The sequence below is a fragment of the Streptomyces sp. NBC_00239 genome (assembly GCF_036194065.1).
Lineage (GTDB): Bacteria > Actinomycetota > Actinomycetes > Streptomycetales > Streptomycetaceae > Streptomyces.
In genome coordinates this window covers 2,921,243-2,946,624 of record NZ_CP108095.1, presented here as the reverse complement: position 1 = coordinate 2,946,624, position 25,382 = coordinate 2,921,243, and the positions used below count along the sequence as shown (strand labels likewise).

The window sequence follows — 25,382 nt, the reverse complement described above, 5'->3', positions numbered from 1 at the left end:
CCGTCCGGCTCACGTCCGGCTCACGCCCGGCTCATGCGTCCGGTCCGGCCGGATCCGGCTTGGACCAGGGCCAGCGCAGGCGGTCGCGTCTGCCGGTGGGGTCGTACTCGTACTTCCACCCCTTGAGCAGCCCCAGCCGCTTCGTGTGGCCCGCCGGGACCCGCCGGTAGACCAGTACGGTCGGGGCGCCGCCCGCCGGATCCGGCACGGGGATCTCGTACACCTTCGGAGGGTGGCCGGTCGGGCCCAGCAGGATCGGCAGTACCCGGCCGTCCATCGGGCCGCCCTCGAAGGGGGTGTTCTCGCTCTTCACCCCCTCAGAGTAGGTGGGCGGCCTCCGCGACGACCGGCATCACCCGGCGGGCCAGCACGCCGACCGGCCCCTGCGCGGACTCCAGCGCCAGCGCGGCCCGCGCCGCGTCGGCCGTCTGCGGGTCCGTCGCCGCGGTCGCCGTGAGCAGCGCGACGAACTGGTCCACCAGCCAGTCGCGCAGCTCCGGCAGCGGCGGCTGCTTGCCCTCGTCGAGCCAGATCAGGGACGCCGCCTCGACTGCCGTGATCCAGGTGCGGACCATCATCCGCAGCCGCGGCCCCGGCTCCGGGACCGCCAGGTGCACGAGGATCTGCTCGGCCGCGGAGCGCCGGATCCCGTCCACGGTCGCCGTGGTCCGCGAGGTCTCCACGACGCTGCCGCCCTGCAGCAGCGCGCTGAAGCCCGCGTCGTGCCCGTCCACGAACGCCAGGTAGCGGTCCAGGGCCCGGGACAGCCGCCGCGTCAGCGGACCGGCCTGCGGCTCGGCGAAGCACAGCGTGAGCTCCTCCGCGGCCGAGCGCAGGGCGGCCTCGTACAACTGCTGCTTGCCGCCCGGGAAGTACCGGTACACCAGCGGCCGGGAGACCCCGGCCGCCTCGGCGACGTCGTCCAGCGAGACGTCCTCGGGGGCGCGGTGCGCGAAGAGCTGCAGGGCCGTCTCCAGGAGCTGGCCCCGCCGCTCCTCGACGCTCAACCGGCGGTACGTCCGAGTCGGCGTGGTCCTGGTCATGCACCGCAGCGTAACCCGACGGCGCACCGGTCAGGCCAGGAGTCCCGACCGCTGCCACAACTTGCGGCCCACTCCGCGCAGTACGCCGATGTCGTCGAGGAAGTCGGTCAGCCGCTTGGCGCCGGTCTGCATCACCTCGCGGCGGTGCCCGCTCGCCTTCACCTGGGCGACGGCCTCCCGCCGGTCCAGCCCGATGTTCGCGTAGACCTGCGGGTTCACGAAGGCGATCGAGAAGACCCGGGCGGCCTCGCCGCAGCTGATGCGGGTCAGTTCCTGCTCCCAGCGCGGCGCGGTGACCATCTGGCGGCGCAGCTCCTCGCGGGCGTACCGCACGTGCCGGGCCTCCTCGATGACGTGGATCCGGGTGACCCCGCGCACCAGCGGCTGGATCCGCTCGTCGGGGAAGGTCAGCCGCTGCATCCAGTCGAGCACCTCCTCGCCGAGGAGGGTGCAGGCGAAGGAACCGGGGGTGGTGGACACGGTCTTGAGGAGCCGGCCCAGGTTGTGGTTGAGCTTCGAGACCGGGTACGCGGGGGTGCCGTGGCGCTCGATCATCCGGGCGAACATCATCGAGTGGCGGCACTCGTCGGCTATCTCGGTGAGGGCGTAGCGGACGTGCTTGCTGGTCAGGGGCTTGTCGTAGATGTGCCGGACGAGCAGCTGCATCAGGATGATCTCGAACCACACGCCGATGGAGGCGAGCGCGGCGGCCTCGTGCCGGGCCAGCTCCATGCGCTGCTCCTCGGCCATCTTCTTCCACAGCGGGGTGCCGTAGAGCGAGACCAGCTCCGGTGGCCAGTACCACTTGCCGTCGACGGGCGGGGCGTCCCAGTCCAGCTCCTTGTCGGGGTCGAAGGAGTGCTTCGCGGAGGAGTCGAGAAGCCGCTCGGCGACCTCTTCGCGGTCCTTGAGCAACCCGAGCGCGTCCCGCAGGGCGGGGCGGCCGGAGAGGCCCGCGGGCGTGCCGGGGCCGGCGGGGGTCACGGTGGTCATGGCGCAGGCACCTCGTCCAGTGAGGGGTTACCGGTGGTCACTGCTTATGAGACTGCTTGTCAGCAAGGTCGTCAATCCCTCGCGCGCGAGTTGTTGACCCGCCGTCTACCAACGTGTGACGCTGCCAACCGTCCTGTCTTGTGCGGCAGTCCACAGTGAGGGGGCGTCCGTGTCGACGCGCGAGCTCTACACGAGGGACCCGGGTGAACCGGTCTGGCAGATCCCGGCGACCGGCGCGGCCCGGTTCAGCTGGGAGTACGACGAGGGCCGTGAGCGCCTCCTCGCCCTGTACCAGAAGGGCAAGGACAAGCAGTGGGACGGCGCCAAGCGGATCGACTGGGACCTGGAGGTCGACCCGTACGACCCGCTCGGCAGCCCCGACGAGGTGCTGACCCTCTACGGCACCCGGCACTGGGCCAAACTCACCGAGCGCGACAAGGGCGACCTGCGCCGGCACTACACGTCCTGGCAGTTCAGCCAGTTCCTGCACGGCGAGCAGGGCGCGATGGTGTGCGCGGCGCGCATCGTGGAGTCCGTGCCGGACCTGGACGCGAAGTTCTACTCGGCCACCCAGGCCATGGACGAGGCCCGGCACGCGGAGGTCTACGGCCGGTTCCTGCACGAGAAGATCGGGATGCTCTACCCCGTCAACGAACACCTTCAGGGCCTGCTCGGCGACACCCTGCGCGACTCCCGCTGGGACATGCCGTACCTGGGCATGCAGGTGCTCATCGAGGGGCTGGCGCTGGCCGCCTTCGGGATGATCCGCGACACCACCCCCAAGCCGCTGCCCAAGCAGATCCTCGCGTACGTGATGCAGGACGAGGCCCGGCACGTGGCCTTCGGCCGGATGGCACTGCGGGACTACTACGGGCAGTTGACGGACGCCGAGCGGCGCGAGCGCGAGGAGTTCGTCATCGAAGGCTGCCACCTGATGCGGGACCGGCTGCGCGGGGTGGAGGTGCTGGAGAACTTCGGCATCCCGCGCAAGGAGGCCGAGGAGTACGCGGAGCGCTCCGAGTTCCTGCACCTGTTCCGCAAGCTGCTCTTCAGCCGGATCGTGCCCTGCGTGAAGGACATCGGGCTGTGGGGCGAGCGGCTGCAGAAGGCCTATCTCGACATGGGCGTCTTCGAGATGGGCGACTCCAGCCTGGACCTGCTGATGAGCCAGGACGAGGAAGTCGCCGAGGCGCTCGACCGGGAGCGGTTCGCGGCGGAGGAGGCGGAGCGGGTGGCCGAGGTCCGGGAGGCGGTGGCCGAGGGCGCGGCGGCGGGGGAGCCGGCGGGGGCGGCGGACGCGGGGGAGGAGGCCGGAGGTGGCCCCGGGTCCGGGGCCGGGTCCGGTTCCTCCGAGGGCAGGTCCGCGTCCGGGTCCGTGTCCGGGTCCGTGTCCGGGTCCGCGTCCCGCGGGGAGTAAGACCGGCACCGTCAGCTCTCCGCGGCGGCGGGCGGCGGGAACGAGGTCCGCAGGGTGAAGGAGTGCGGGGTGGGGCCGTGCTCGCGCAGGTGCAGGACGCGCTGCTCGGCCTCCGCGACCGTCGGCCGGTGCCCGGCGGGCACCCACCACAGGGCGGTGACCGCCTCCTTCAGGTGCTCGAACCACTCGCGCCGGCGGGCCAGGAGCTCCCGGTGCAGGCCTTGGTACATGAAGGCGGTCAGGGAGTCGGCGTCCCGCCACACCGACATGTTGATCATCATCTTGTCGTCGTCGAGCACGCGGTAGTCGGTCGCGTCGCCGGACTCGGACTGCAGGCGCCAGACGAAACCGTCGGCCCGGTCGGCCACCGCGTTCACGGGCTCCAGCCCGTCCATGAAGTCCTTGAACTCGGGTGCGTCCGTCGGGTACTTGATCCGTCCTATGTTGACCTGGGCCAGCTGGAACGCGGGCTCGATGCCGGGGGCGGGGGCGGGGGCGGGGGCGGGGGCGTGCGCATCGCTCATGTCCGCACCCTAAGCACGGAATTGCGGCCTCCGGAGAGCGTTTCTCGCGGAGTGGGACCGCCCCCCCGCCGCTCCGCCGCCCACCGCTCCGGGCTCGCCCATCGCTTCGTGCTCGCCCACCGCTCCGGGCTCTCCCATCGCTTCGTGCTCGCCCTCCGGCCGGGGCTCGCCCATCGCTGGGGGCTTGCCGTCAGGTCGGGGCTCGCCCATCACTGGGGCTTGCCGTCAGGTCGGGGGCCTGCCGTCGGGTCGGGGACTTGCCGTCCGGTCTGTCCCTGCCCCCGAATCCGGTTCGCCGTCCGGTCCGGCCAGGGCCGCCGCCATCACCGCCCGGGCGATCGGCGCCGCGCTGCTGTTGCCGCTGATGTCCCCGCGGTTGGCCTCCGCGTCCTCGACGACCACCGCCACCGCGACCGCCGGCAGCGGCGCGCCCTCCGCCCGTGCCCACGCGATGAACCACGCGTACGGCGTCCCGGTGTTGCCCAGCCCGTGCTGCGCGGTGCCCGTCTTGCCGCCCACCTCGGCGCCGGGGATCGCCGCGTTGCGGCCCGTACCGTCCTCCACGACCTGCACCATCAGCTGCTGGAGCCGCAGCGCGGTCGCCGGGTTCATCGCCCGGCCCAGGCTGCGCCGGGAATTCCGGCGCACCTGGTCGCCGTCGTCCTCGGTGGTCCGCTCCACCAGGTACGGGTACGTCAGCTCGCCGCCGTTCGCCACGGCCGCCGCGACCATCGCCATCTGGAGCGGCGTGGCCCGCGTGTTGAACTGCCCGATCGAGGACAGCGCCAGCTGGTCCGGGCTCATGTCGGTGTCGAAACCGGAACGGGACGCCCAGGAGGGCACCCGCAGCCCCCCGTTGTTGAAGCCGAATCGTTCCGCCGCCTCGACCATCCCCCGCAGCCCGACCCGCACGCCGATCTTCGCCATCACCGTGTTGCAGGACCACTGGATCGCCTCGGCCATCGACGCGTCCGCGCACCCCTTGCCCGCGTTCGGCAGCAGGGTGCTGGTGCCGGGGAGCGGATACGGGTCGGGCGTGTCGGTCGGCGCCCCCACGTCCGTCACCACCCCCGCGTCCAGCGCGGCCGCCGCCGTCACGATCTTGAACGTGGAGCCGGGCGGGTACGTCTCGCGCAGCGCCCGGTTCAGCATCGGCCGGGCCGGGTCCGCGTTCAGCCGGGCCCACGCCTCCTTCACCCGGGCCCCCGTCCCCGACAGCACCTCCGGGTCGTACGAGGGGCTGCTCACCAGCGCGAGGATCCGGCCCGTGGCGGGCTCCAGCGCGGCGACCGCGCCCCGGCGGCCGGCCAGGCCCTCGTACCCGGCGCGCTGCATCGCGCCGCGGACGGTGGTCTGCGCGTCCCCGCCCGGCGGGCGCCGGCGCAGGACGTCGTTCCACAGCGGGACGAGGGACAGGCCCGGGTCGGTGCCGGACAGGATGCCGTCCTCGGCGCGCTCGACGAAGCTCGTCCCGTAGACCTGCGAGGCGAAGCCGGTGACCGGTGCGTACAGCGGGCCGTCGAGGTAGGTCCGCTCGAAGCGCAGCAGCTGGCCGCTGTCCTTGGATCCGGTGACCGGCGTGCCGTCGACGAGGATGTCCCCGCGAGGCTTGGCGTAACGGGCGATCGCGGAGCGCTTGTTGGCGGGGTTGGCGGCGAGGGCGCCGGCCTCGGCCCCCTGCACCCGGACGGCGTTGAGGAGCAGCGCGGCCAGCAGCAGCGCGCAGAAGCCGGCCGACCAGCGGATGTAGCGGATCACCGGGGTCCCTCCCCGGCCGCGTCCGGGTCCGCGTCCCCGGCGGCGCCCGGCTGCGGGCCCGTGGGCCGCGCCCCCGGCGGCCCCACGAGGGTCGGCGGCGGCTCCGGCCGTGCCCCCGGATCGGGCTCCGGTCGGCGGGCGCAGTCGCTGAGCCGGATCAACAGGGCGACGATGACCCAGTTGGTGACCACCGAGGAGCCGCCCTGGGCGAGGAACGGCATCGCCATGCCGGTCAGCGGGATCAGCCCGGTCACCCCGCCGGTGATCACGAACACCTGGAGGGCCACGATCGAGGCGAGCCCGGTCGCCAGCAGCCGACCGAACGGATCCCGCAGCGCGAGCCCCGCCCCGAACCCGCGCGCGACCAGCAGCCCGTACAGCAGGAGGATCGCGGCGAGCCCGGCGAATCCGAGCTCCTCGCCGGCCGTGGCCAGGATGAAGTCGGACTTGGCGGCGAAGCCGATCAGGATGGAATGGCCGTGCCCGAGGCCGGTGCCGAGCAGCTCGCCCGCGCCGAACGCGAAGAGCGACTGGGCCAGCTGGCCGGGGCCGCGGCCCTCCTCGATGGAGGCGAAAGGATTCAGCCAGTCCTCGACCCGGCTGTGCACGTGCGGTTCGAAGGTGCCCACCGCGTACGCGCCGAGGCCCGCGAGCAGCAGCCCCACCGCGATCCAGCCGATCCGGCCGGTGGCCACGAACAGCATGATCACGAACAGGCCGAAGAAGAGCAGCGAGGTGCCCAGGTCCCGCTCCAGGACCAGCACCCCCACGCTGAGCAGCCAGATCGCCAGGATCGGCGCCAGCACTCGGCCCGGCAGCAGGCGCAGCCGGCCGATCACGGGCCGGCCGGTCAGCGCGAGCGCAGTGCGGTTCGCGGCCAGGTACGTCGCGAAGAACAGGGCCAGCAGCACCTTGGCGAACTCGCCGGGCTGGAAGGACAGGCCGCCCACCCGGATCCAGATGTGCGCCCCGTTCACCGGCGGGAACAGCACCGGCGCCAGCATCAGCAGCAGCGCCGCGGCCACCGACAGGTACGCGTACCGCTGGAGCACCCGGTGGTCGCGCAGCAGCACCACGACCGCGGCGAACAGCGCCAGGCCCAGCGCCGACCAGATCAGCTGGGTGCGGGCGGCGATCTGACCCGGGGTCTCCAGGTCGAGCCGCGAGATCAGCACCAGCCCGAGCCCGTTCAGCAGGACCGCGATGGGCAGCAGCAGCGGATCCGCGTACGGGGCGCAGAACCGCACGGCGAGGTGCGCGAGCAGGGCGGCGGTGCCGAGGGCGGCCGCGTACCGGGAGGTGTCCGGGGGCAGGTGGCCGCGCGTGGCGAGGCCGGCGTAGACGTGACCGAGGAGGACGATCACGACGGCGCCCGCGAGGAGGGCCAGTTCGGTCCCTCTGCGCCGGGGGCGGTGCGCGTCGGGCGATGCGGGGTCCGCCGCCTTTGCCGTCATTGCGGTCATATTGGCAACGTAGCAAGCGTCCGCTGCTTATGCCCCTTAATGTCTGCCCATGTCATAGTGTGCTGAAGAAACGTCAGAACAGGGCAGGGAGCCGTCGCATGGGGCCTGTGGAGTTCATCGTTCTCGCCTTCCCCGAAGAGCAGCTGCGCGTCCAGGCCGTCTCCGCCGTCATGGGGCTGCGCAAGACCGGGAACGTACGCCTGATCGACGCGCTCGTGGCCACCAAGACCGCGGCGGGCGAGGTGCGGGCGGCCGAACTCGACGAGTTCGTCGAACTGCAGGGTCTGCTGACGGGCCGTGAGGCCGCCCCGCTCATCGGCCCCGAAGACGTGGCGGAGGCCGCCGACCTGCTGGAACGCGGCAGCTGCGCGCTGCTCGTCCTCGTCGAACACGTGTGGGCCGAGGACGCGGCGGTGGCCGTACGGGCGGCCGGCGGCCGGATCGCCGGCTCCGTCCGCATCCCGGCCGACCGGCTGGAACAGGTCCGCACGGCGAAAGGCCTGGTCCGCTGATGTTCATCCGCCCCGTCCACCCCGAAGTCCACCCCACCACCCGCCCACCCGGCGCCCCACTGCTGCGGGGGCTGCTCGCGAGCGGCGTGTACGTCTGGAACGGCAAGGCCGGGGGCGCCGCCGGTCCTGAGGGCGCGCCGGTGCCTGGGGGCGGGGCGCCCGAGGCCGGGGCCGCGTCCGGGGCCGGATCTGCGTCTGGGCCCGCGTCCGCGTCCGGGCCCGCGTCCGGGCCCGCGTCCGGGCCTGCGCCCGCGTCCGGGGCCGGCGCGGCGCCGGGCGGTCTGGCCGGGCAGCTGGCCAGCCTGGCGGGCCTGGCTCGCGAAGGGCTCCTCACCCCGGAGGAATTCGCCACAGCCAAGTCCCGCCTCCTCGGCCCGCCCTGAGCCCGCACCCCGACGCGCCCCAGCCTCCCCGTGCCCGGGGAGCGACTCCCAACCTCGCCGGCGCCCTGGGGGTGACTCCCGGCCTCGCCGGTGCCCGGGGCACAACCCCTGGGCCTCGCCGGTGCCCGAGACGCAACTCCCGGCCTCGCCGACCCTGCGGGCGCGAATTCCAGCCTCGCCGGCGCCCTGGGGTGCACTCCCGGGCTTGCCGGCGTTGCGTGCGGCAAACCCAGCCTCGCCGGCGTTTGAGGCGCGGGGTTTGGGGCGGAGCCCCAACGACCAACCCGGCTCCGCCGGGCACCGGGCTCCGCCCGGACCCGCGCCTCAAACGCCGGCGGGGCTGGAGGGTGTCCCTCGGGTAGCTGGCGGGGCTGGAGGGTGTCCCTCGGGTAGTCGGCGAGGCTGGATGGTGCCCGCCGGACAGCTCGCGAGGCTGGAAGTTGCCCGCCGGGCAGCCGGCCAGGCTGAGGGTGGCGCGGAGTCGGCCGGTGAGGACGGGTCAGGTGGGGGGTGTTGGGGGGTGTGGCGGTGGGAGGGGGAGGGTGAGGACGGCGAGGGCGCCGCCGTCGGGGGCGTTGCGGAAGACCAGATCCGCACCGATCACCTCCGCCTGCCCCACGGCAATGGTCAGCCCCAGCCCGTGCCCCTTGCCCCCCGCCCCCGCCTCGGTGCGGAACCGCTGCGGCCCGTGCGCCACCAGGTACTCCGGATAGCCGTCACCGTGGTCGCGGACCGACACCACCGGCCCGTCCACCGTCAGGACCACCGGCTCCCGCCCGTGCTTGTGCGCGTTGGCCACCAGGTTGCCCAGCACCCGCTCCAGGCGCCGCCGGTCGGTCTCGACGTACAGGTCCCGGACCACGGCGACCTCGGTGGGCCGGCCCGCGGCCCGGGCCGCCCGTTCAGCCAGCGGCCCCAGCCTGTGCAGGTCGGTCTCCAGGCGCTCGCTGCCCGAGTCCAGCCGGGAGATCTCCAGCAGGTCCTCGGTCAGCTGCCGCATGGTGCGTACCCGTTCGCGGACCATCTCGGTCGGCCGGCTCTCCGGCAGCAGCTCCGCCGCGGCCGACAGGCCGGTCAGCGGGGTCCGCAGCTCGTGCGCCACGTCGGCGGTGAACCGCTGCTCGCTCAGCAGCTTGGCCTGGAGGGTCGAGGCCATCGTGTCCAGGGCGCCCGCCACCGTGGTCACCTCGTCCGGGTACCGGCCGGGGTCCTTCGCGCGGGGGTCGTCGACCCGCGCGTCCAGGTCGCCCTGGCTGATCCGGCGTGCCACCAGGGCGGTCTGGTGCAGCCGCCGGGTGACGCGGGTGACCGCGAAGGCGCCGACCAGCAGGGTCAGGCCGATGGCCAGCACGGACGAGCCGATGATCGCGTTGTCGAGGCCGCTGATCGTGCTCGCGCTCTGGCTGTAGTCGATGGTGGTGGCGAGCGCCCGGCCGTCGGCGGGGCCGGCCGCCCACATGGTCGGGACCCCGTCCAGCATGGCGACGGCCGTACCGCGGCTGCCGCCGGCCGCGAGTTCGCGCAGCGCGTGCGGCAGGCCCGCCGGGTCGATGCCGGAGCCGTGCGGCAGCGGGTCGCCCGCCTCGTACGCGCGGGCCGTGTCCGTCAGTTTGGCGAGTGCCTTCTCGCGGGCCGTGTGGACGGTCTGCCGGGTCACTTCGACGTGCACGAGCCCGCCGAGTACGGCCGCCAGCGTGCAGCACATCACGACGATGAAGCAGGCGGACTTCCAGGTGAGGGTCGCCGTCCAGGCGGGCAGCCGGAACCTCATCGCGGGCCCGCGGCGGAGGGAGTGGCGGACGCAAGGGCGGAGGGGGCGGAGGGCGGCAGGGCGGAGGGGGTGGCGGCGGACGTGGCGGCGGGCGGAGCGACGGAGGGGGCGGCCGTCTTGGGGCCGGGGGACTCGGCCGGGGTGCCCTCGGGCGCCGGCACCCGCAGGATCTGGTCGCGCGTCATCAGCATCGTGCGCTGCTTGGGGTCCCAGGACCAGGCGATGTTCCACTCGTAGCCCGGATTGCCGCCCGGCACCCGCAGGATGATGTCGCGCCCGGCGAGTTCCACGCTGATCACGGACTCGATGGTGCCCATGATCCGGTTCAGCCGCCCGTCCGGGTCCGCGGTGTAGGCCCGCAGGGCGAGCTGGCGGTCCGGCAGCTCGATGCCGAGGACCAGTTCGTCGCGGTTGTTGCCGGTCAGGTCGCGGTAGTACGGCTTGAGCACCGGGCAGCCGGGATCCCCTGCCGCCTTGCACCGGCGGAGCCCGGCGACCACCTCGTCGGGGAGCCAGTCCGGGCCGGTCTGCACGCCCCGGGTGGCCTCCTGCTCGGCCCGTACCAGCGCCAGCGGGTCCACCTGGTGCACGTTCTGCCCGGTGACCGGCGGGATGCCCGTCACGTACTCGGGCGGCCTGCCGCCGGGGTCGGCGGGCAGCGGCGAGGCGCCCTGGCGGGTGGGCCACAGGTGCACGGGACCGCTCGCGATCGGGGTCGGACCGGCGCTCTCCAGCCGACCGGTGGCCCCACAGCCGGCCGTGGCGAGCGCGGCGGCGGCGAGCACCGCGACGGGGCCGACGACCCGGGTGAGGCGGACGGGGCGGAAGGGGCGGGCGAGGCGAGTGAGGCGGACGAGGCGAGCGAGGTGGACGAGGCTGGCGAGGTGGGCGAGGTGGAGGGGATGGGGGACCCGAGTGAGGCGGGTGGGGTCGGGGGTGCGGGCGGTGCGAGCGGGCCCGGCGGTGCGAGCGGGTCCGGCGGTCCGGGCGGTGCCGGCGTCCTCGGAGGCCCGGCTGGTGCCCGCGGCCCGGGTGGTCCGCGTAACCGGGGGTGCAGGGGGTGCCGGGGGTGCCGGGGTGGTCCGCGTGGTCGCGGCCGTCCCGGCCGTGCGGCGCAGCTTCACGGGTCTCTGCGTCCTCCCTCTCACCCTCTCACCGGCTTCTGTCCCTGTTCACCATATGCGGATGTAAATCCCTTTTGTCTACCTGCGGGGCGAGCGGGGGGCAGGGACGGGCGGGGGAGCGGAGCGGAAGCGGGACAGGTGTGGGGCGGGCGGGCCTCAGGCCACGGTGCGGCCGCGCCGCATCATCGCGAAGCCGAGGCCGGCGGCCCCGACCGCCGCGATGCCGCCGCCCGCCGCGAGCAGCACCATGCCGCCGCCCGGCTGGTCCGCGACCGCGCCGAGCCGCAGCGCCTCGACAGTGCCGGGGTCGGCCGCCCGTACGCCGTCGGCCGGTACGTCGCCGGCCGGTACGGCCTGCCCGGTGCGGTGCGCGGTCTTGTAGCCGTCGGGCACGGGGTCCGACCCCGGCCCCGGACCCTTGACGGCGCCGTTCACCGACGACGACAGGCGGCCGTCGGGCCGCAGCGCCACGTGCAGGCCGTCCCGACCGTCGTAGCCGGCGGCCGCGCCGTCCCGGCTGGACACGGTGGACCGGGCGGCGCCTGCGGTGACGATGTCGGCCTCGTAGCCCTCCCCCACCCGGTAGACGTGCGCGGTGGAACGGCCGTCGGCCAGCGGCAGGCTCTTGACCAGGGTGCGGTGCACGGCCGGGGCCGCGGGGGCCGGCTCGGCGAAGGCCTGGGCCGCGGAGAGGGCCGGCACACAGCCGATGACGGCGGCGACTGCGGCGGCACGGAACAGAGTGCGGCGGCGGAGGGTGTGCACGGCAGGTGTCCTTCGTCGGGGCGGCCGCGCCGGAGGCCGGCGCGCGGAGGGCGGTCGCGCCGGGGGCGGCGGTCACGCTGTCCGATCAACGTAGGGGCACGCCATTGCGGCATGGCCGCTGCTTTGTAACAGCCGGCCGTAACCATCCCGGCGGTGTCGTTACACGCGCCCCGGCCCTGCCCGGCGTATTGCCCCCGGCCCGCGCTGCTGCTCCCATGGGCAGGGGCTCGCGCGCCGGGGCGCGGGCAGGGGGGTGGCGCGATGCGCGGACTGCGTGTGACACCGGCCGGACGACACGGCCGGGGCCTGCTGTACGTGACCGCGGCCGACGGCCGCGCCGTGGCCTGGTACGACCGCGATGCCGGGCGGATCAGCCTGCTCGCGGAACGGGACTCCGACGCGGTGCTCGCCGCGCTGCGCCCGTACCTCACCGGCACCTGGACCATCGGCCCGCCGCCCGTGCCGACGGCCGCCGAACTCGCCCGGCTCGCCCTGCGCCCGGACGACGACCTCGCCCCCAACCGGCCCGGCGAACTCCTCCTCGGCGACCTCGAACACGACGGCGCGGGCGCCCGCTCCCGGCTCCGCCGGCGGCCCCTGCTCCAGGCACAGCAGCAGTTCGGCGCGGAGCTCGACACCCTCGAAGGGGCCGGCTGGCGGGTCCTGCACGCCGTGCCGCTGCCCGGCCGGGACCGCATCGACCACCTGCTGATCGGGCCGGGCGGGGTGTTCGCCGTACGGACCGCCACCGCCCGCGGCCGGCGCGCCTCGGTGGGCGACCTGCTGTTGTCGGTGGCCCGCACCGAGCCCGAAGCGGAGCCGCGCCGCGCCCGACAGGCCGCCGACCGGGCCGGGCGCGCGCTGGCCACGGCGGTGCTCCCGGCACTGGCCGTGATCGACGCCGCCGGCCTGTCGGTGGCCGCCACCCAGCGCGAGGTCCGCATCCTGCGCGAGGGCGCGGCGGCCGCCCTGGCCGGCCTGACCGGCGTCCTGAAACCCGCGGAGACAGACGCCCTCTACGCCACGGCCCGCGACCGCCGCAGCTGGTTGCGGGCGTAGCTCCCTTCAGCCAACCCCGCGCACCCTTCAGCCCCTCCGGCGTTTGAGGAGCGGGTCCGGGCAGGGCCCGGTGACCCCGCGCACGCCTTCAGCCCCTCCGGCGTTTGAGGAGCGGCTCCGGGCGGAGCCCGGCTACCCCGCGCACCCTTTAGCCCCTCCGGCGTTTGAGGAGCGGGTCCGGGCAGGGCCCGGTGCCCGGCGTCAGCCGGGTTGGTCTTGGGGCTCCGCCTCAAACCCCGCGCCTCAAACGCCGGCGAGGCTGGATTTGCCGCACGCAGCGCCGACAAGGCTGGGTATTGCGCCCAGGGCACCGGCGAGGCTGGGAATTGCGCCCCGCGACGCCGGCCAGGCTGGGTATTGCGCCCGAGGGCATCGACGAGGCTGGGTATTGCGCCCCAGGGCACCGACGAGTCCGGGGATTGCACCGCAGGGCGTCGGCAGGGCCGGGGACTGCCGCCAGGGGACCGGCGCGGCCGGCGCGGGCTGCTTCCGAGCCCGCCGCGCTACCGGTCCAAGCGGATGCGCAAGACCTCCGGCGGCGGATGCCGCGCCGTGGTGTGCCGCACCTCGACCATCAGCGGAGGATCGAACACCCGGTACGGCACCTCCCCGAGCCCGATGGCCGTCACCGTGCCCCCGGCATCACCCGCCCCCACCCCGGCCACCGCCCCGGCCGCCTCGGCCACCTCGGCCCGCAGGGCCGGTGAAAGGGGGCTGGAGACCACCGGGGTGTCGTCGCCCGGCAGCACGAGGACGAGGCTCGCGGGCCGCCGGGCCGGCCCGGTCCAGCCGACCGCCGCCGCGTCCGCGGTATCCGTGTGCCGCAGTTTCTGCCAGCCCCGGCGCCCCGCCGGATACGCCTGGTCGAGCCGCTTGACGACCAGCCCCTCGATCCCGCTGGCGGGCAGCGTCTCGTACCAGGTGGCGGCCAGGTCCGGGTCGGTGGTCATCGGTACGGGCTGCAGCGGCGGCCCCAGCGGCAGCAGCAGGTCCACGAGCAGCGCCCGGCGCCGCTCGTACGGCCGCGACCGCAGGTCCAGCCCCGCCAGCATCAGCACGTCGAAGGCCGCGTACGAGGCGGGCAGTGAGCGCGCCAGCACCGCCGCCTTGGTCGCCGTCGCCGCGGCCCGCCGCTGTACCAGCGCGAAATCCGTGCGGCCCGCGTGCCACACCACCACCTCGCCGTCGAGCGTGGTCCGCGCGGGCAGTTGGAGGGCCGCGGCCGCCAGGTCCGGGAAGGCGGCGGTGACGATCCGCCCGGAGCGGGCCTGGAGCACCACCTCGGTCAGGGTCCGCACGACGACCAGCCGGTGCCCGTCGAACTTCGGCTCGTACGCCAGCCCGCCCCCGCGCGGCAGGGTCCGTACGGGCGCGGCCAACGCCACCCGGATCACGACCCGCCTCCGGACGTCCGGCCGCTGCTCGTCCCGCCCCGTCTCGACCCGCTCCCGCCAGCCCCGCTCCCCGGCGGCGCCGGCAGCGGCCGGGCCCCCGCGGGGCCGATCAAGGGCGCGAACAGGTCGCCGTCGCGGGCCAGCCGCGCCGGCATGTCGTCGGCCAGGAACACCAGCCGGTCCGGCTCGCGGCACGCGGCCACCTCCTCCCACGACACCGGCGCCGACACGCTCGGCCGCGGCCGGGCCCGCAGCGTGTAGGGCGCGGCGGTGGTCTTCGCGGCGGCGTTCTGACTGTGGTCGACGAACACCTTGCCGGGCCGCAGGGCCTTCGCCATCCGGTGCACGATCAGTTCGGGGAGCGCCCGCTCCGCCTCCTGCGCGAGGGCCTTCGCGTACGCGGACACGTGTTCGGATGGGGTCGGCTCCAGCGCCACCGACAGGTGCAGCCCCTTGGCGCCGGAGGTCTTCACGTACGCGTCCAGCCCGTCGGCGGCCAGCCGGTCGCGCAGCCAGAGCGCGGCCTCGCAGCACTCGACGACGGTGGCGGGCGGCCCCGGGTCGAGGTCGAGGACCATCCGGTCGGCGACGGCCGGCCGGTCCGCCCGCCACTGGTGGACGTGGAACTCGACGACGAGGTTCGCGGCCCACATCAGACTCGCGAGATCGGTGACGAGCACCTGCCGGGCGTTCTGGTCCTCCGAACGCGGCACCGGGGCCGTTCTCACCCAGGCGGGTGTGCCGGGCGGCGGATTCTTCGTGAAGAAACGCTCGCCCTCGACACCGTCCGGATAGCGCAGGAAGGAGAGCGGCCGGTCGCGCACGTGCGGCAGCAGGGCCTCCGCGACCGTGGCGTAGTAGTGCAGCACCTCGCCCTTGGTGAAGCCGGTCTCCGGATAGAGGACCTTCTCCAGATTGCTGAGCGCGAGGCGACGCCCCTCCACGAGTGTGATCGGCGTCATACGATGAGACTGCCACGGGGGGCGCCAAAGGGCACGAAGGCAGGACTCGTCAAGGCAAGGCAAGGCAAGGTCAAGCAAGGCCCGGCAGGGCTCGGCGGAACCCGGTACGACTCGGCAAGGCCCGGCAAGGCCGGCAAAGCCCGGCAAGGCTCCGCGGGACCCGCAAAGGCTCCGCGGGGCCCGGCGCGAAAGGACCCCGGCGTGCGATCGATCTGGAACGGTGCGATCTCCTTCGGCCTGGTCAGCATCCCGATCAAGCTGGTGAACGCCACGGAGAGCCACTCCATCTCCTTCCGCCAGATCCACACGGCCGACGGCGGCCGGATCCGCTACCGCAAGGTGTGCGAGCTCGACGGAGAGGAGGTCGCCACCGCCGACATCGGCAAGGCCTACGAGGAACCGGACGGCGTCCTCGTCCCCATCACCGACGAGGACCTGGCCGCGCTGCCGCTGCCGACGGCGAAGACCATCGAGATCGTCGCCTTCGTACCCGCCGACGAGATCGACCCGCTCCAGATGGACGCGGCGTACTACCTGGCGGCGAACGGAGTGCCCGCGGCCAAGCCGTACACGCTGCTGCGGGAGGCGCTCAAGCGCAGCCGGCAGGTGGCCATCGCGAAGTTCGCGCTGCGGGGACGGGAACGGCTCGGCATGCTGCGCGTCGTCGACGACGTCATCGCCATGCACGGCCTGCTGTGGCCGGACGAGATCCGCGCCCCGGAAGGCGTCGCCCCGGACGCCGAGGTCACCGTCCGCGACGCCGAACTCGACCTGGCCGACGCCCTCATGGCCACCCTCGGCACGGTGGACATCAACGAACTCCACGACGACTACCGCACGGCGGTCGAGGCCATGATCACCAGGAAGGCGGCGGGCGAGGTGCTGGTCCCGGCGGCCGAGACCGAGCCCGGAGGGCAGGTGATCGACCTGATGGCGGCCCTGGAGAAGAGCGTGCGCGCGGCCAGGGAGGCGCGCGGCGAGACGGGTGCCGCGGACGCGGCCGCCACGGACGAGGCGGACGGCTCGGACGGGGCGGACGGCTCGGAGGAGGCGAGCGTCACCCCGCTGCGGCCGAAGGCGCGGACGGCCACGGGCAAGAAGGCGGGCGCGGCCCCGGCGAAGGCGGCGGCGCGCGGCGCGCCCAAGGCGGTGGGCGGCAAGAAGTCCACGGCCGCGGCAGCCGCGAAACCGGCGGCCCGGGCGGTGAAGAGCGCGTCGAAGACGTCCCGTACGGCCAAGACCTCGGGCACGGCGGCCTCCGCGAAGAAGACGACGGCCAAGACCGCGACGGCCAGGACGGCGAAGACCGCGGCCGCCAAGTCGGCCGCGGCGAAGAAGAGCACGGCGTCGGGCGCCAAGTCCACCACCGCGAAGAAGACCACCGCCCGCAAACGGGCCTCCTGATCCTCCTGACCAGCCCTGAAGCCCTGAGGCCCTGAGGCCCTGAGGCCCTGAAGCCCCGAGGCTCTGCCGCCCTGCCGAGACGCACGTACAGACGGGGCAGACGGGCGGGTGGCCCGGGAACCGGCGAGGCTCCCGGGCCACCCACCCGTCTTGCGTAGGTCTCGTGTCGCGCGTGTCTCGTGTCGCGTGTCCGCCGTGCGCGGCGGGCCGGTGCTACGCCGGCTTCATCCGGCCGGACGGGCCGAACCGGCGCGGTCCGCCGGACTCCTCGGCCACGGGCGCGGCCAAGGGATCGACCAGGGGTTGATCGGTCTCGCGGCGGGCGCTCCGGGAGCCGAAGTTGCCGTACCCCTGGAGCTCGTGCGGCCGTAGGCCGCCATCCGGGATGTCCACGTAGTCCCGGTCCTCGCAGATCTCGGCCTGGCCGGAGGCGGGGAGACGGGGCTGGCTCTCCGGTGTCGGGGGAGCCGGTTCACGGTCCCGGACGCGCTGGCCCAGCCAGAAGGCCAGCAGCAGGAACGCCACGACGGCTATCCCCACGATCAGGAACCACACGATGTCCACGAATGTGTCCATACCTTGAAAATACCCCCAAACGGCTCTGTCCATGCGCTGGAGACCGGCCATGGTCCGCCAGGGTCCGGCCACCCTGGCGCCGGAGGCCCGTCGCGGAGTGACGCGGTCCGTCCCCGAGGGCATACACCCCGGGGACGGACCGGTACGGACACACGGCACCGAGGGGGACGCAGCAGACATGAAGTGGCTCCCGCGCTCCGAGCCCGCCCGCCCCGCCGCCCCCGCCGTACGCATCGGCCCCGTCCCCGCCCTCGCCGCCGCCTTCCAGACCCGCCACCGGCTGTGCGAACGCATCGACCGGGCCCGGGCCGGCCACCCCGCCGTCGTGCTGACGCAGGTCCTCGCGGGCGGCGGCGGGGTCGGCAAGTCCCAGCTCGCGGCCGCGTACGCACACCGGGCTCTCGCCGACGGCTGCGAGGTGGTGGTGTGGGTGAACGCCGCCGAGGCGGGGCAGGTGCCCGCCGGTTACGCCCAGGCCGCCCGCGTCCTGCGCGAGCCCGGCGCCGCGTCCGACCCGCGCACCCGCGCCGGCACCGGGATCCCGTCAGGTGCCGAAGCGCAGGCCCAACCGGACGCGGAAGCGGACCTGGAAACGGACTTGGAAACGGAGTCGGAGGCAGGGGCGTACGCGGAAGGCGAAGGCGCCGCCGAGGCCGACGCGCGGGCCTTCCTCGACTGGCTGGCCACCACCCCGCGCAGCTGGCTGGTCGTACTCGACGACATCACCGACCCGGACGCCCTCGCCCGCTGGTGGCCGCCCGTGTCGCCGACCGGCGCCGGCCGGGTGCTCGCCACCACCCGGCGCCGCGACGCGATGCTGTCGGGGGAGGGCCGGGCCGTCGTCGACATCGGTACGTACAGCCCCGCCGAGGCCGTCGGCTACCTGAGGGGCCGCCTGACCGCCGCGGGCCGTCCGCACCTCCTCGACGACCGGGTCACCGCCCTGGCCGAACGGCTGGCCCGGCACCCGCTGGCCCTGTCGTACGCCGCCGCGTACATGATCAACGTAGGCGCGCGCTGCGCCGAATACCTGGACCTCCTGGACCACTACACCGCCCGCCACCCCCGACTCGCCCTCGCCCTGCCCGCCCCCGGGCCTGCTGCCGGGGCCGGGCCTGCCCCTGCTGCGGGGGCCGGGCCTGCCTCTGCTGCGGGGGCCGGGCCTGCATCCGCCCCCGCCACCGGCCCCGGCCCCGCCGCCGGCCCCGCGTCCTCCCCGGATGTGTCCGACGGTTGGGGCCGGTCGGGGCAGCCCGACGGCCCCGACCGGATCGGCAGGTCCCGGCGGCCGCCCGACCTCGACCGGCACGACCGCCTGGACTACCTCGCCCGCCGCCCCGACGGCCCCCACGCCGACGGCCCCGATCGCGTCGACCGGTCCGGGCGGCCTGATACCGACCCCCTCGACTACGTCGACCAGCAGGACCGCCACGGCCACCCCGACCGGTCCGGGCGGCCCGACCCCGACTACCCCGACTACCTCGACCGCCGCGACTCGGTCGACCGGCACGGCCACCCCGACCGCTCCGGGCGGTACGACCCCGACCGCCTGGCCCCGCACGACCGCCTGGTCGCCGCCGCCGTCGGCCTCGCCCTGGACGCGGCCCAGGAGTGTGACCCGGTCGGGCTGGCCGTACCCGCCGTCCGGCTCGCCGCCGTGCTGGACCCGGCCGGCCATCCGCAGTCGCTGTGGACCGGCGCCGCAGTCACCCGGTACCTCGGCGAGGCCTCCGGCGCCTCCGTCGACGCCGCCCAGGCGCGGGCCGTCGTACGCCTGCTGCACCGGTACGGACTGCTCACCGCCGACCACCGGGCCGGGCCGCGGGCCGTCCGCATCCACACCGCCACCGCCCGGCTCGCCCGCACCGCCGCGACGCCCGACCCGACGCCGTACGAGGACGTGCCCCGGGAGCAGTACGTGCTCCCGGGCCGAGAACTGTCCCCGGAGCGGGACGCGACCAGGGTCGGACGCGCGAGCTCAGGTGGGGGCGTGACCTCGGGCGGCAGGGCGACCTCGGGCGGGGGCATGCGGCCCGACGACGCCGTGACCCCGGACCAGGCCGTGGCCTCGGGCCGCAGCGTGCCCCCGAACGCGGATGTGCCCCCGCCCGAGGCGATGCCCCACGGCGGCAGCGTGACTCGGGCCGAGGGCATGACCCTGGTCGGCGGCGTGCCCCCGAACGGGGACGTGTCCCCGGCCGCGGACGTGGCTCAGGGCGGCAGGGCGGCCTCGGGCGGGGGCATGTCGCCGGACGACGCCGTGACCCCGGGCCAGGCCGTGACCCCGGGCCAGGTCGTGGCCTCGGGCCGCAGCGTGCCCCCGAACGGGGAGGTGTCCCCGGCCGAGGAGATGCCCCACGGCGGCAGCGTGACTCGGGCCGAGGGCATGACCCTGGTGGGCGGCGTGCCCCCGAACGGGGACGTGTCCCCGGCCGCGGACGTGGCTCAGGGCGGCAGTGTGATTCCGGCCGAGGGCAGGACCCTGGTCGGCGGCGTGCCCCCGGGCGAGGACGTGTCCCCGGTCGGCGTACCCCCGGCCGAGGACGTGCCCCCGGATGGCGCCGTGTCCCCGGCCGAGGAGATGCCCCGGGATGGCGGCGCGGCGGCCGAACACCGCAGGCCCGCGGACGGGGGCGCGGGGCCGGACGACGGCGTAACCCCGGGCAGCCTCGGCACGGCGACCGAACACGGCCGACCCGCGGGCGGTGGCATGGGGCGGGACGACGGCATGGGGCCAGGCGGCGGCGTCGGGCCGGGCGACGGCATGGGGCGGGACGACAGCGTGACGTCGGGCGGCCGCGACGCGGCGACCGAACGAGGCAGACCGAGACCCGCGAACGCCGGCGTCGGACCGGACGGCGACGTCGGACCGTACGGGGGCGCCGGACCGTACGGGGGTGTCGGACCGTACGAGGGTGTTGCACGGGACAGCGGCGTCGGGCCGGACGGCGACGTCGGACCGTACGGGGGCGCCGGACCGTACGAGGGTGTCGGGCCGTACGAGGGTGTCGCACGGGACAGCGGCGTCGGGCCGGACGGCGACGTCGGACCGTACGAGGGTGTCGGACCGTACGAGGGTGTCGCACGGGACAGCGGCGTCGGACCGGACGGCGGCGTCGGACCGTACGAGGGTGTCGGACCGTACGAGGGTGTTGCACGGGACGGCGGCGTCGGGCCGGACAGCGGCGTCGGGCCGGACGGCGGCAGTGCGCCCGACGGGGAGGGGGTGGCGGCCGCGCTGCTGGCGGCCGCCGACGCCGTACTGGAGCTGTGGCCCGAGGCCGGCCAGCCGCACGCCGAGGCGTGCGCCGTACTGCGGGCCAACACCGAGGCGCTCGCGGCCGACCCGGACCCGGCGCTGTGGTCCCGCGGGGTCCACCCCGTGCTGCCCGAGGCCGGCCGCAGCATGCTCGACGCCGGCCTGTACCAGGCGGCGATCGCCTACTGGCAGCACTTGGGCGAGCGCGCCGAAGAGGCGCTCGGGCCGGAGCACCCCGACACCCTCGCGCTGCGCTCGGGCCTGGCCGTCTGCTACTCCCGGGCCGGTTTCCACGCCGAGGCCGTCGACCTCAAGGAGCAGGTGCTCGCCGACCGGATGAGGCTGTTCGGCCCGGACGACCCCGTCTCCCTGACGGCCCGCGCCGACCTCGCCGCAACCTACCTCGACCTCAACCGCTTCTCCGAGGGCGTGGCCCTGCTGGAGGAGGTCGTCGCCGCCCACGAACGCTGCCACGGGGCCGACGCCCGCGCCGCCCTCCGCCTACGGGCCGCGCTGGCGGCCTCGCTGTGGGCGGCGGGCCGTACCGAGGACGCCCTCGCCGCCGACGAGGAGGTCCTCGACGCCCACGAGGAACTCCTCGGGCGCGACCACCCGGACACCCTCGACGCCGCCGCGGGCCTGGGCGCCTCGTACACGTCGCTCGGCCGGTTGCCGGACGCCATCGCCGTCCAGGAGCGGGTGGCGGCCGCCCGGGCGCGACTGCTGGGCGCGGAGCACCCGGACACCCTCCTCGCCCGCGACGCACTCGCCCGCTCCTACTGGTCCGCGGGCCGGCGGGAGGCCGCGATCGCCCTCCGGACGGAGGTGGCGGCCGCACAGGAGCGGGTGCTCGGACCGGACCACCCGGCGACCGTACGGTCCTGGTCCGCGCTGGCCGACTGGACCGCCCGGCCGCGCAAACGCTGGTGGCACCGCTCCTGAAGGGGGCACCTCAGAGGGTCGCTCCGTCCGAGGAGCCGGAATTCCCTACTGTGCACGCAGACGCACGGTCAAAATCCGCCGAGCGACCGGACCGAGCGCTCCACACCCACCGGACATCGAACACCGGACACCAGATAGTCGAGGCGCACGCCCATGAGTCTGTCCATCCGCAACCAGCTCCCCGGCACCGTCACCGCCGTCACCACCGGCGAGGCCATGGCCACGGTCAAGGTCCGCCTCGACGGCGGCCAGGACGTCACCGCCGCCATCACGGTCGACGCGGTGAAGGAGCTCGGCCTCGCCGACGGTTCCGCCGTACGCGCGCTGGTGAAGTCCACCGAGGTGGCTCTGGCCACCGGACCGGTCGAGGGCCTCTCCATCCGCAACCGGCTGCCCGGCACCGTCACGGGCATCGCGACCGGCGCCGCCATGGCTTCGGTCAAGGTGTCGGTCGCGGGCGGCGAGCTCACCGCCGCGATCACCAAGGACGCCGTCGAGGCGCTCGGCCTCGCCGACGGCTCCCCGGTCGTGGCCCTGATCAAGGCCACCGAGATCTCTCTCGCCGCTGCCTGACCGGCCCCGATCCCGATCCCGATCCCGATCCCGATCCCGATGCCGTGTCTGGTGCCGGCACCGAGGCCGACCTCGGGGTCGAGGCCGACCCCGACCCCGGTGCCGACCCCGGCCCCGGTGCCGACCCCGGTGCCGGCCCCGACCCCGATGCCGGCCTCGACCCCGAGGTCGGCCTCGATTCCCGCTCCGGGTCCCGGGTGGGGGGTCCCGACCCACACCCAGGTGACCCGCTGACGTAACGGGCCCCGCACCGGTCGGTCGGCACCACCAGCTGACTGCCCGCCGCGTCCAGCGCGGCGCCGTCCAGCGAGGTCGCCGGCAACACCGGCGCGTTCCCGAAACCCGGGTCCAGCTCCGCCAAGGACAGCACCGCGTGGTGCCCGTCGCGCCCGTCGACCGCGAGTACGTACCGGGAACGGTCCTTGCACCGGGCCCGGGTCGAACCCCGGCCCGGCCGCCGCGACCACCCCGCGCAGCAGCACCCCCTCGAACACGTGGTGCTGCGGCCCGTTCGTCGCGCAGTCGAACGTCACCTCGGCCCGGTGCACGGCCCAGCCCGCGCGCAGCTCCGGCACACCAGCACCGTCGGCCGGGCCACCACACCCGCCACCGCGAACACGACCGGAGCCACCCAGCCGCCCCCGCCCGCCGCACACCCGTCGTTCCCCATACGGCCCTCCTCCCGGCCGCGCACCGTCACCGCCACGCAGCGCCCAAGGAATGCCCCACGCCCTCCGGTCGAAACCGCACATGAAATACCGAAGAGCTATTTCCCCTAGCTCTTCAGGGGTATGTACGGACCGTCACCCCGCACCCGCTGTACAGAACCCCAACCCCGCCCCCGCGGACTCAGGCCCCTCCGGCGGTGAGCGTGCTCAGGATCTCGGCGCAGATCGCCATCGCCGTCTCCGCCGGGTTCCGCGCCCCGAGGTCCAGCCCGATGGGCCCGTGGATCCGCCCCACCTGCTCTTCCGGAACCTCGGCCGCGAGCAACCCCTCGCGCCGCCGCGCCTGCGTCTTGCGCGACCCGAGCGCCCCCACGTACGGCGTCCCGCCCGCCAGCGCCGTACGCAGCGTCGGCACGTCGAACTCCGGGTCGTGGCTGAGCATCACCAGACACTCCGAACCGCGCCCCGCACCCAGCGACTTCGCCGCCTCCGCGGCATCCGTCGTCGTCACCACGTCCCAGCCCAACAGCCTCGCCTGCCGCTCGATCAGCACGGCCAGCTCCCCGCCGCCGCCGATCACCAGGTACGGGTCCGCCGGCAGCGCCTCGATCAGCACCAGCCCCTGGTCCCCGTCCCCGCACCGCGCGTCCCGCCCGGCCCGGTGCTGCCCGAGCAGTTCCACCGCCCGCTGCTCCGCCGCCGACCCGCCCGACTGCCCGGGCCGTACGACCGTACTGACCACGTGCGTTCCGGCCTCGTCCAGCCGCGACACCAGCGCCGCCCCGGCCCCGCGCCCGAGCAGCTCCCACCACTGCGCCGGCACCGACGCCAACGGCTGCAACAGGATCTCCGCCTGCCCGCCACACGTCAGCCCGGCCGCCTCGGCCTCACCCCCGTGCACCGACACCGAACACACCCGCGCACTGTCCCCGGCCGGCACCGCCGCCGCCTCGGTGACCAGTTCCGCGTCGAACACCCCGCGGTACAGACTCCCCACGCACGTCCCCCGCGGATCGACGAGCACCGCGCCGCCCGGCTCCCGCGGCCCGAACCCCTGCTCGGTCACGGGCCGCGCCACATAGGCCTCCCGCCCCTCGCCCGCCCACTGCCGCGCCGTCTCCACGAGCTCCCGCATCACGCCCGCCTTCCTGACAGAAGTACCTGGTCAGCCCCAACATATGCCCGCCCCCACCCCCTCCGCCCGCCCCCGCCGAAGATCCAGCGTTTCCCCCAACCACCCCCCTTGGACGATCCCCCCACCCCCCACCCCCACCCCCGCTTCGTACGTACCGCCAGGCCCGGCGAGCGCGCTGATGAAAGGCCTCGCGCTCACGCGCTCAGCAGCCCACTCGATCCACAACCGCCCAGTCCGGAGCCGCAGATGAACGAGCAGCCCGCCCAACGCCGCGAAACCAGCCGGTCCGTTGGCCCGTTCCACCGCCGCAGTGACAGGACCGAGCGCCCGAGGAGCCGGGGTGGCGGGCTTCCGGCTTCCGGCTTGCGGCTTCCGCCTTGCGCCGAGGTCGTCTTGTTGCGTCACGGATCGGCTGTTCCCATGGTCTGGGGCAGCGATGTGTCAGGGGGCGGAATGAGTGAGCTGAAGGTCTCTCGTTGGCGGAAGCCCGGCCACGACCGGCTGTACGTGAACCTGCCGGATGGCACCACGGTGGCATGGGCGGACTGCCGCACCGGGAAGGTGACGGTGCTGGTCGAGGAGCACCGCAAGGAGGCCCTCGTCCTTCTCCGAAGTCACCTCGCCTCAGCCCCGTCGGCGCCTGCCGTTCCTCAACCCAAGCCCCAACCCAAGCCTCGAGCGCAGCCCGAACCCGAGCCCAAGCCCCAACCCAAGCCTCGAGCGCAGCCCGAGCCCAAGCCCCAACCCAAGCCTCAAGCCGCACACGGCGCTTCGAAGCCTGCGAGCCGGCCTGCCCGAAAGCTGCCTCCACTGACGGCGCCCGACGACCTCGCGCGGAACCGTCCGGGCTCCGGGCTCCAGGAAATGCTGCGCTCGAAGGGGCCGAGCCGCTTGCGCCGAGCTCTCGACCAGGTGATGCGTAGGCAGACGGAATGGGACTCCTGGTTCAAGGGCCTGGCCGGTGAGCGCATAGCGGGGGGTGAGCTGAACCGCCTCACCGCTCACGGCTGGCGGGTTCTGCACTCGATCCCCCTCACCCGCGGCGGAGACATCGACCACCTGCTCATCGGGCCCGGCGGAGTCTTCACGGTCAACACCAAGAACCTCCGGGGCAAGTCCGTGTGGATCGGCGACGACATGGTGAAGGTCGACCACGGCCCGCCCAAGCCCTACCCGGCCAAAAGCAGGGCGGAAGCCAAGCACGCCCGCGGTGTCCTCGAGCGCCACTGTCCGTTCCCCGTCGACGTGGAGCCGGTCCTCGTGTTCGTGGGAGCGAACGAGCTGCCCAAGGAAGCGACACAGCTCCAAGTTCGCGTCTACCGAGAACGCGAAGTCGCCGCGCTCGGCCCCCTCACCGGCCGTCTCACCCCGGACCAGGTAGACGCCGTCTACGCGGTAGCCCGACACCGAAGGGCCTGGCTCACCCCCTGAACCAGCCCCCTTGCCGGCTGCACATACGCCAAGACCCCGTCTCCAGCATCTCTGCTGGCGGCGGGGTCTTTGGGCACTTCTTGCGAAGTGCCCCCGGCAGGATTCGAACCTGCGCACACGGCTCCGGAGGCCGTTGCTCTATCCCCTGAGCTACGGGGGCGTGTCGCTGTGTTGCTGCGACGGGTAGAACCCTACCAGCTTCCTCGGGGTGATCAGGAACGGGTTT

Annotated in this window: 20 protein-coding genes, 1 tRNA gene and 1 pseudogene; 8 read left to right on the top strand and 14 right to left on the bottom strand. The window is 74.5% G+C overall.

Features of this window, described 5'->3' with window-relative positions; translation table 11 throughout:
- Nucleotides 1–31: 31 nt before the first annotated feature.
- The 3 genes from OG764_RS12740 to OG764_RS12730 are packed head-to-tail and all read right to left on the bottom strand — an operon-like array spanning nt 32 to nt 2,036.
- The gene (locus tag OG764_RS12740) at nt 32–313 is read right to left on the bottom strand and encodes a hypothetical protein (RefSeq protein WP_328968538.1); all 282 of its coding nucleotides are present in this window, start codon (nt 311–313) and stop codon (nt 32–34) included.
- A 4-nt stretch (nt 314–317) separates the two neighbouring features.
- Complete coding sequence (locus OG764_RS12735) at nt 318–1,043, bottom strand: TetR/AcrR family transcriptional regulator (protein WP_328968537.1); 726 nt, start codon at nt 1,041–1,043, stop codon at nt 318–320.
- A 30-nt stretch (nt 1,044–1,073) separates the two neighbouring features.
- On the bottom strand, nt 1,074–2,036 hold the full coding sequence (locus OG764_RS12730) for an AurF N-oxygenase family protein (RefSeq protein WP_328968536.1): 963 nt from the start codon (nt 2,034–2,036) through the stop codon (nt 1,074–1,076).
- Between the two features lie 169 nt (nt 2,037–2,205).
- Between OG764_RS12730 and OG764_RS12725 the strand changes: the two are divergent.
- A pseudogene (locus OG764_RS12725) lies at nt 2,206–3,303 on the top strand (ferritin-like domain-containing protein); the annotation flags it as partial.
- A gap of 161 nt (nt 3,304–3,464) precedes the next feature.
- Here OG764_RS12725 and OG764_RS12720 read toward each other — a convergent pair.
- The 3 genes from OG764_RS12720 to OG764_RS12710 form a co-directional block, all read right to left on the bottom strand.
- Nucleotides 3,465–3,977 carry a DUF3291 domain-containing protein gene (locus tag OG764_RS12720; RefSeq protein WP_328968535.1) on the bottom strand — a complete coding sequence of 171 codons (513 nt, stop codon included), beginning with the start codon at nt 3,975–3,977 and terminating at the stop codon, nt 3,465–3,467.
- A gap of 225 nt (nt 3,978–4,202) precedes the next feature.
- A complete protein-coding gene (locus tag OG764_RS12715) occupies nt 4,203–5,735 on the bottom strand; it encodes a penicillin-binding transpeptidase domain-containing protein (protein ID WP_328968534.1) in 1,533 nt (510 codons plus the stop codon).
- Nucleotides 5,732–7,189, bottom strand: coding sequence for an FtsW/RodA/SpoVE family cell cycle protein (locus OG764_RS12710; protein ID WP_328972977.1), 1,458 nt, complete (start codon nt 7,187–7,189; stop codon nt 5,732–5,734). The genes OG764_RS12715 and OG764_RS12710 overlap by 4 nt, the downstream gene beginning before the upstream one ends.
- Nucleotides 7,190–7,296: 107 nt before the next feature.
- Between OG764_RS12710 and OG764_RS12705 the strand changes: the two genes are divergently transcribed.
- Both OG764_RS12705 and OG764_RS12700 read left to right on the top strand, forming a co-directional pair.
- Entirely contained in the window at nt 7,297–7,710 is a 414-nt protein-coding gene (locus OG764_RS12705; protein ID WP_328968533.1) for a DUF6325 family protein, read from the top strand.
- A complete protein-coding gene (locus tag OG764_RS12700) occupies nt 7,710–8,093 on the top strand; it encodes an SHOCT domain-containing protein (protein ID WP_328968532.1) in 384 nt (127 codons plus the stop codon). Before OG764_RS12705 ends, OG764_RS12700 begins: the two co-directional genes overlap by 1 nt.
- Before the next feature lie 499 nt (nt 8,094–8,592).
- On the opposite strand, the gene OG764_RS12695 is transcribed toward OG764_RS12700, so the two are convergent.
- The 3 genes from OG764_RS12695 to OG764_RS12685 form a co-directional block, all read right to left on the bottom strand.
- A complete protein-coding gene (locus OG764_RS12695) occupies nt 8,593–9,864 on the bottom strand; it encodes a HAMP domain-containing sensor histidine kinase (RefSeq protein WP_328968531.1) in 1,272 nt (423 codons plus the stop codon).
- Complete coding sequence (locus tag OG764_RS12690) at nt 9,861–10,988, bottom strand: hypothetical protein (RefSeq protein WP_328968530.1); 1,128 nt, start codon at nt 10,986–10,988, stop codon at nt 9,861–9,863. Before OG764_RS12690 ends, OG764_RS12695 begins: the two co-directional genes overlap by 4 nt.
- Before the next feature lie 156 nt (nt 10,989–11,144).
- Nucleotides 11,145–11,753: a hypothetical protein gene (locus OG764_RS12685; protein ID WP_328968529.1), complete on the bottom strand. Its 609-nt coding sequence runs from the start codon at nt 11,751–11,753 to the stop codon at nt 11,145–11,147.
- Between the two features lie 261 nt (nt 11,754–12,014).
- Between OG764_RS12685 and OG764_RS12680 the strand changes: the two genes are divergently transcribed.
- Nucleotides 12,015–12,812 (top strand): nuclease-related domain-containing protein, encoded by a 798-nt coding sequence (locus OG764_RS12680; protein ID WP_328968528.1) that lies wholly within the window; start codon nt 12,015–12,017, stop codon nt 12,810–12,812.
- A 503-nt stretch (nt 12,813–13,315) separates the two neighbouring features.
- Here the strand turns inward: OG764_RS12680 and OG764_RS12675 are convergent.
- A complete protein-coding gene (locus tag OG764_RS12675; protein ID WP_328972976.1) occupies nt 13,316–14,203 on the bottom strand; it encodes an ATP-dependent DNA ligase in 888 nt (295 codons plus the stop codon).
- Nucleotides 14,203–15,168 carry a non-homologous end-joining DNA ligase gene (ligD, locus tag OG764_RS12670; RefSeq protein ID WP_328968527.1) on the bottom strand — a complete coding sequence of 322 codons (966 nt, stop codon included), beginning with the start codon at nt 15,166–15,168 and terminating at the stop codon, nt 14,203–14,205. Before ligD ends, OG764_RS12675 begins: the two co-directional genes overlap by 1 nt.
- Nucleotides 15,169–15,369: 201 nt before the next feature.
- Here ligD and ku point away from each other — a divergent pair, with 201 nt between their 5' ends.
- Nucleotides 15,370–16,572: a non-homologous end joining protein Ku gene (gene ku, locus OG764_RS12665; protein ID WP_328968526.1), complete on the top strand. Its 1,203-nt coding sequence runs from the start codon at nt 15,370–15,372 to the stop codon at nt 16,570–16,572.
- Between the two features lie 213 nt (nt 16,573–16,785).
- Here ku and OG764_RS12660 read toward each other — a convergent pair whose 3' ends face one another.
- Nucleotides 16,786–17,148, bottom strand: coding sequence for a DUF6479 family protein (locus tag OG764_RS12660; RefSeq protein WP_328968525.1), 363 nt, complete (start codon nt 17,146–17,148; stop codon nt 16,786–16,788).
- 178 nt (nt 17,149–17,326) lie between these two features.
- Here OG764_RS12660 and OG764_RS12655 point away from each other — a divergent pair, with 178 nt between their 5' ends.
- The gene (locus OG764_RS12655) at nt 17,327–21,349 is read left to right on the top strand and encodes a tetratricopeptide repeat protein (RefSeq protein ID WP_328968524.1); all 4,023 of its coding nucleotides are present in this window, start codon (nt 17,327–17,329) and stop codon (nt 21,347–21,349) included.
- Between the two features lie 153 nt (nt 21,350–21,502).
- Entirely contained in the window at nt 21,503–21,922 is a 420-nt protein-coding gene (locus OG764_RS12650; RefSeq protein WP_328968523.1) for a TOBE domain-containing protein, read from the top strand.
- Between the two features lie 849 nt (nt 21,923–22,771).
- Here the strand turns inward: OG764_RS12650 and OG764_RS12640 are convergent.
- Complete coding sequence (locus OG764_RS12640) at nt 22,772–23,725, bottom strand: XdhC family protein (RefSeq protein ID WP_328968522.1); 954 nt, start codon at nt 23,723–23,725, stop codon at nt 22,772–22,774.
- A gap of 915 nt (nt 23,726–24,640) precedes the next feature.
- Between OG764_RS12640 and OG764_RS12635 the strand changes: the two genes are divergently transcribed.
- Complete coding sequence (locus OG764_RS12635) at nt 24,641–25,156, top strand: nuclease-related domain-containing protein (protein WP_328968521.1); 516 nt, start codon at nt 24,641–24,643, stop codon at nt 25,154–25,156.
- A gap of 88 nt (nt 25,157–25,244) precedes the next feature.
- On the opposite strand, the gene OG764_RS12630 is transcribed toward OG764_RS12635, so the two are convergent.
- Nucleotides 25,245–25,316, bottom strand: a tRNA-Arg gene (locus OG764_RS12630).
- Between the last annotated feature and the right edge of the window lie 66 nt (nt 25,317–25,382).

What these genes read in the sequence shown, in the direction of transcription:
- OG764_RS12735 (WP_328968537.1), bottom strand. Translation starts at nt 1,043, where the DNA reads ATGACCAGGACCACGCCGACTCGGACGTACCGCCGGTTGAGCGTCGAG.
- OG764_RS12730 (WP_328968536.1), bottom strand. Translation starts at nt 2,036, where the DNA reads ATGACCACCGTGACCCCCGCCGGCCCCGGCACGCCCGCGGGCCTCTCC.
- OG764_RS12720 (WP_328968535.1), bottom strand. Translation starts at nt 3,977, where the DNA reads ATGAGCGATGCGCACGCCCCCGCCCCCGCCCCCGCCCCCGCCCCCGGC.
- OG764_RS12710 (WP_328972977.1), bottom strand. Translation starts at nt 7,189, where the DNA reads ATGACGGCAAAGGCGGCGGACCCCGCATCGCCCGACGCGCACCGCCCC.
- OG764_RS12705 (WP_328968533.1), top strand. Translation starts at nt 7,297, where the DNA reads ATGGGGCCTGTGGAGTTCATCGTTCTCGCCTTCCCCGAAGAGCAGCTG.
- OG764_RS12700 (WP_328968532.1), top strand. Translation starts at nt 7,710, where the DNA reads ATGTTCATCCGCCCCGTCCACCCCGAAGTCCACCCCACCACCCGCCCA.
- OG764_RS12695 (WP_328968531.1), bottom strand. Translation starts at nt 9,864, where the DNA reads ATGAGGTTCCGGCTGCCCGCCTGGACGGCGACCCTCACCTGGAAGTCC.
- OG764_RS12680 (WP_328968528.1), top strand. Translation starts at nt 12,015, where the DNA reads ATGCGCGGACTGCGTGTGACACCGGCCGGACGACACGGCCGGGGCCTG.
- ligD (WP_328968527.1), bottom strand. Translation starts at nt 15,168, where the DNA reads ATGACGCCGATCACACTCGTGGAGGGGCGTCGCCTCGCGCTCAGCAAT.
- OG764_RS12660 (WP_328968525.1), bottom strand. Translation starts at nt 17,148, where the DNA reads ATGGACACATTCGTGGACATCGTGTGGTTCCTGATCGTGGGGATAGCC.
- OG764_RS12655 (WP_328968524.1), top strand. Translation starts at nt 17,327, where the DNA reads ATGAAGTGGCTCCCGCGCTCCGAGCCCGCCCGCCCCGCCGCCCCCGCC.
- OG764_RS12650 (WP_328968523.1), top strand. Translation starts at nt 21,503, where the DNA reads ATGAGTCTGTCCATCCGCAACCAGCTCCCCGGCACCGTCACCGCCGTC.
- OG764_RS12640 (WP_328968522.1), bottom strand. Translation starts at nt 23,725, where the DNA reads ATGCGGGAGCTCGTGGAGACGGCGCGGCAGTGGGCGGGCGAGGGGCGG.
- OG764_RS12635 (WP_328968521.1), top strand. Translation starts at nt 24,641, where the DNA reads ATGCGTAGGCAGACGGAATGGGACTCCTGGTTCAAGGGCCTGGCCGGT.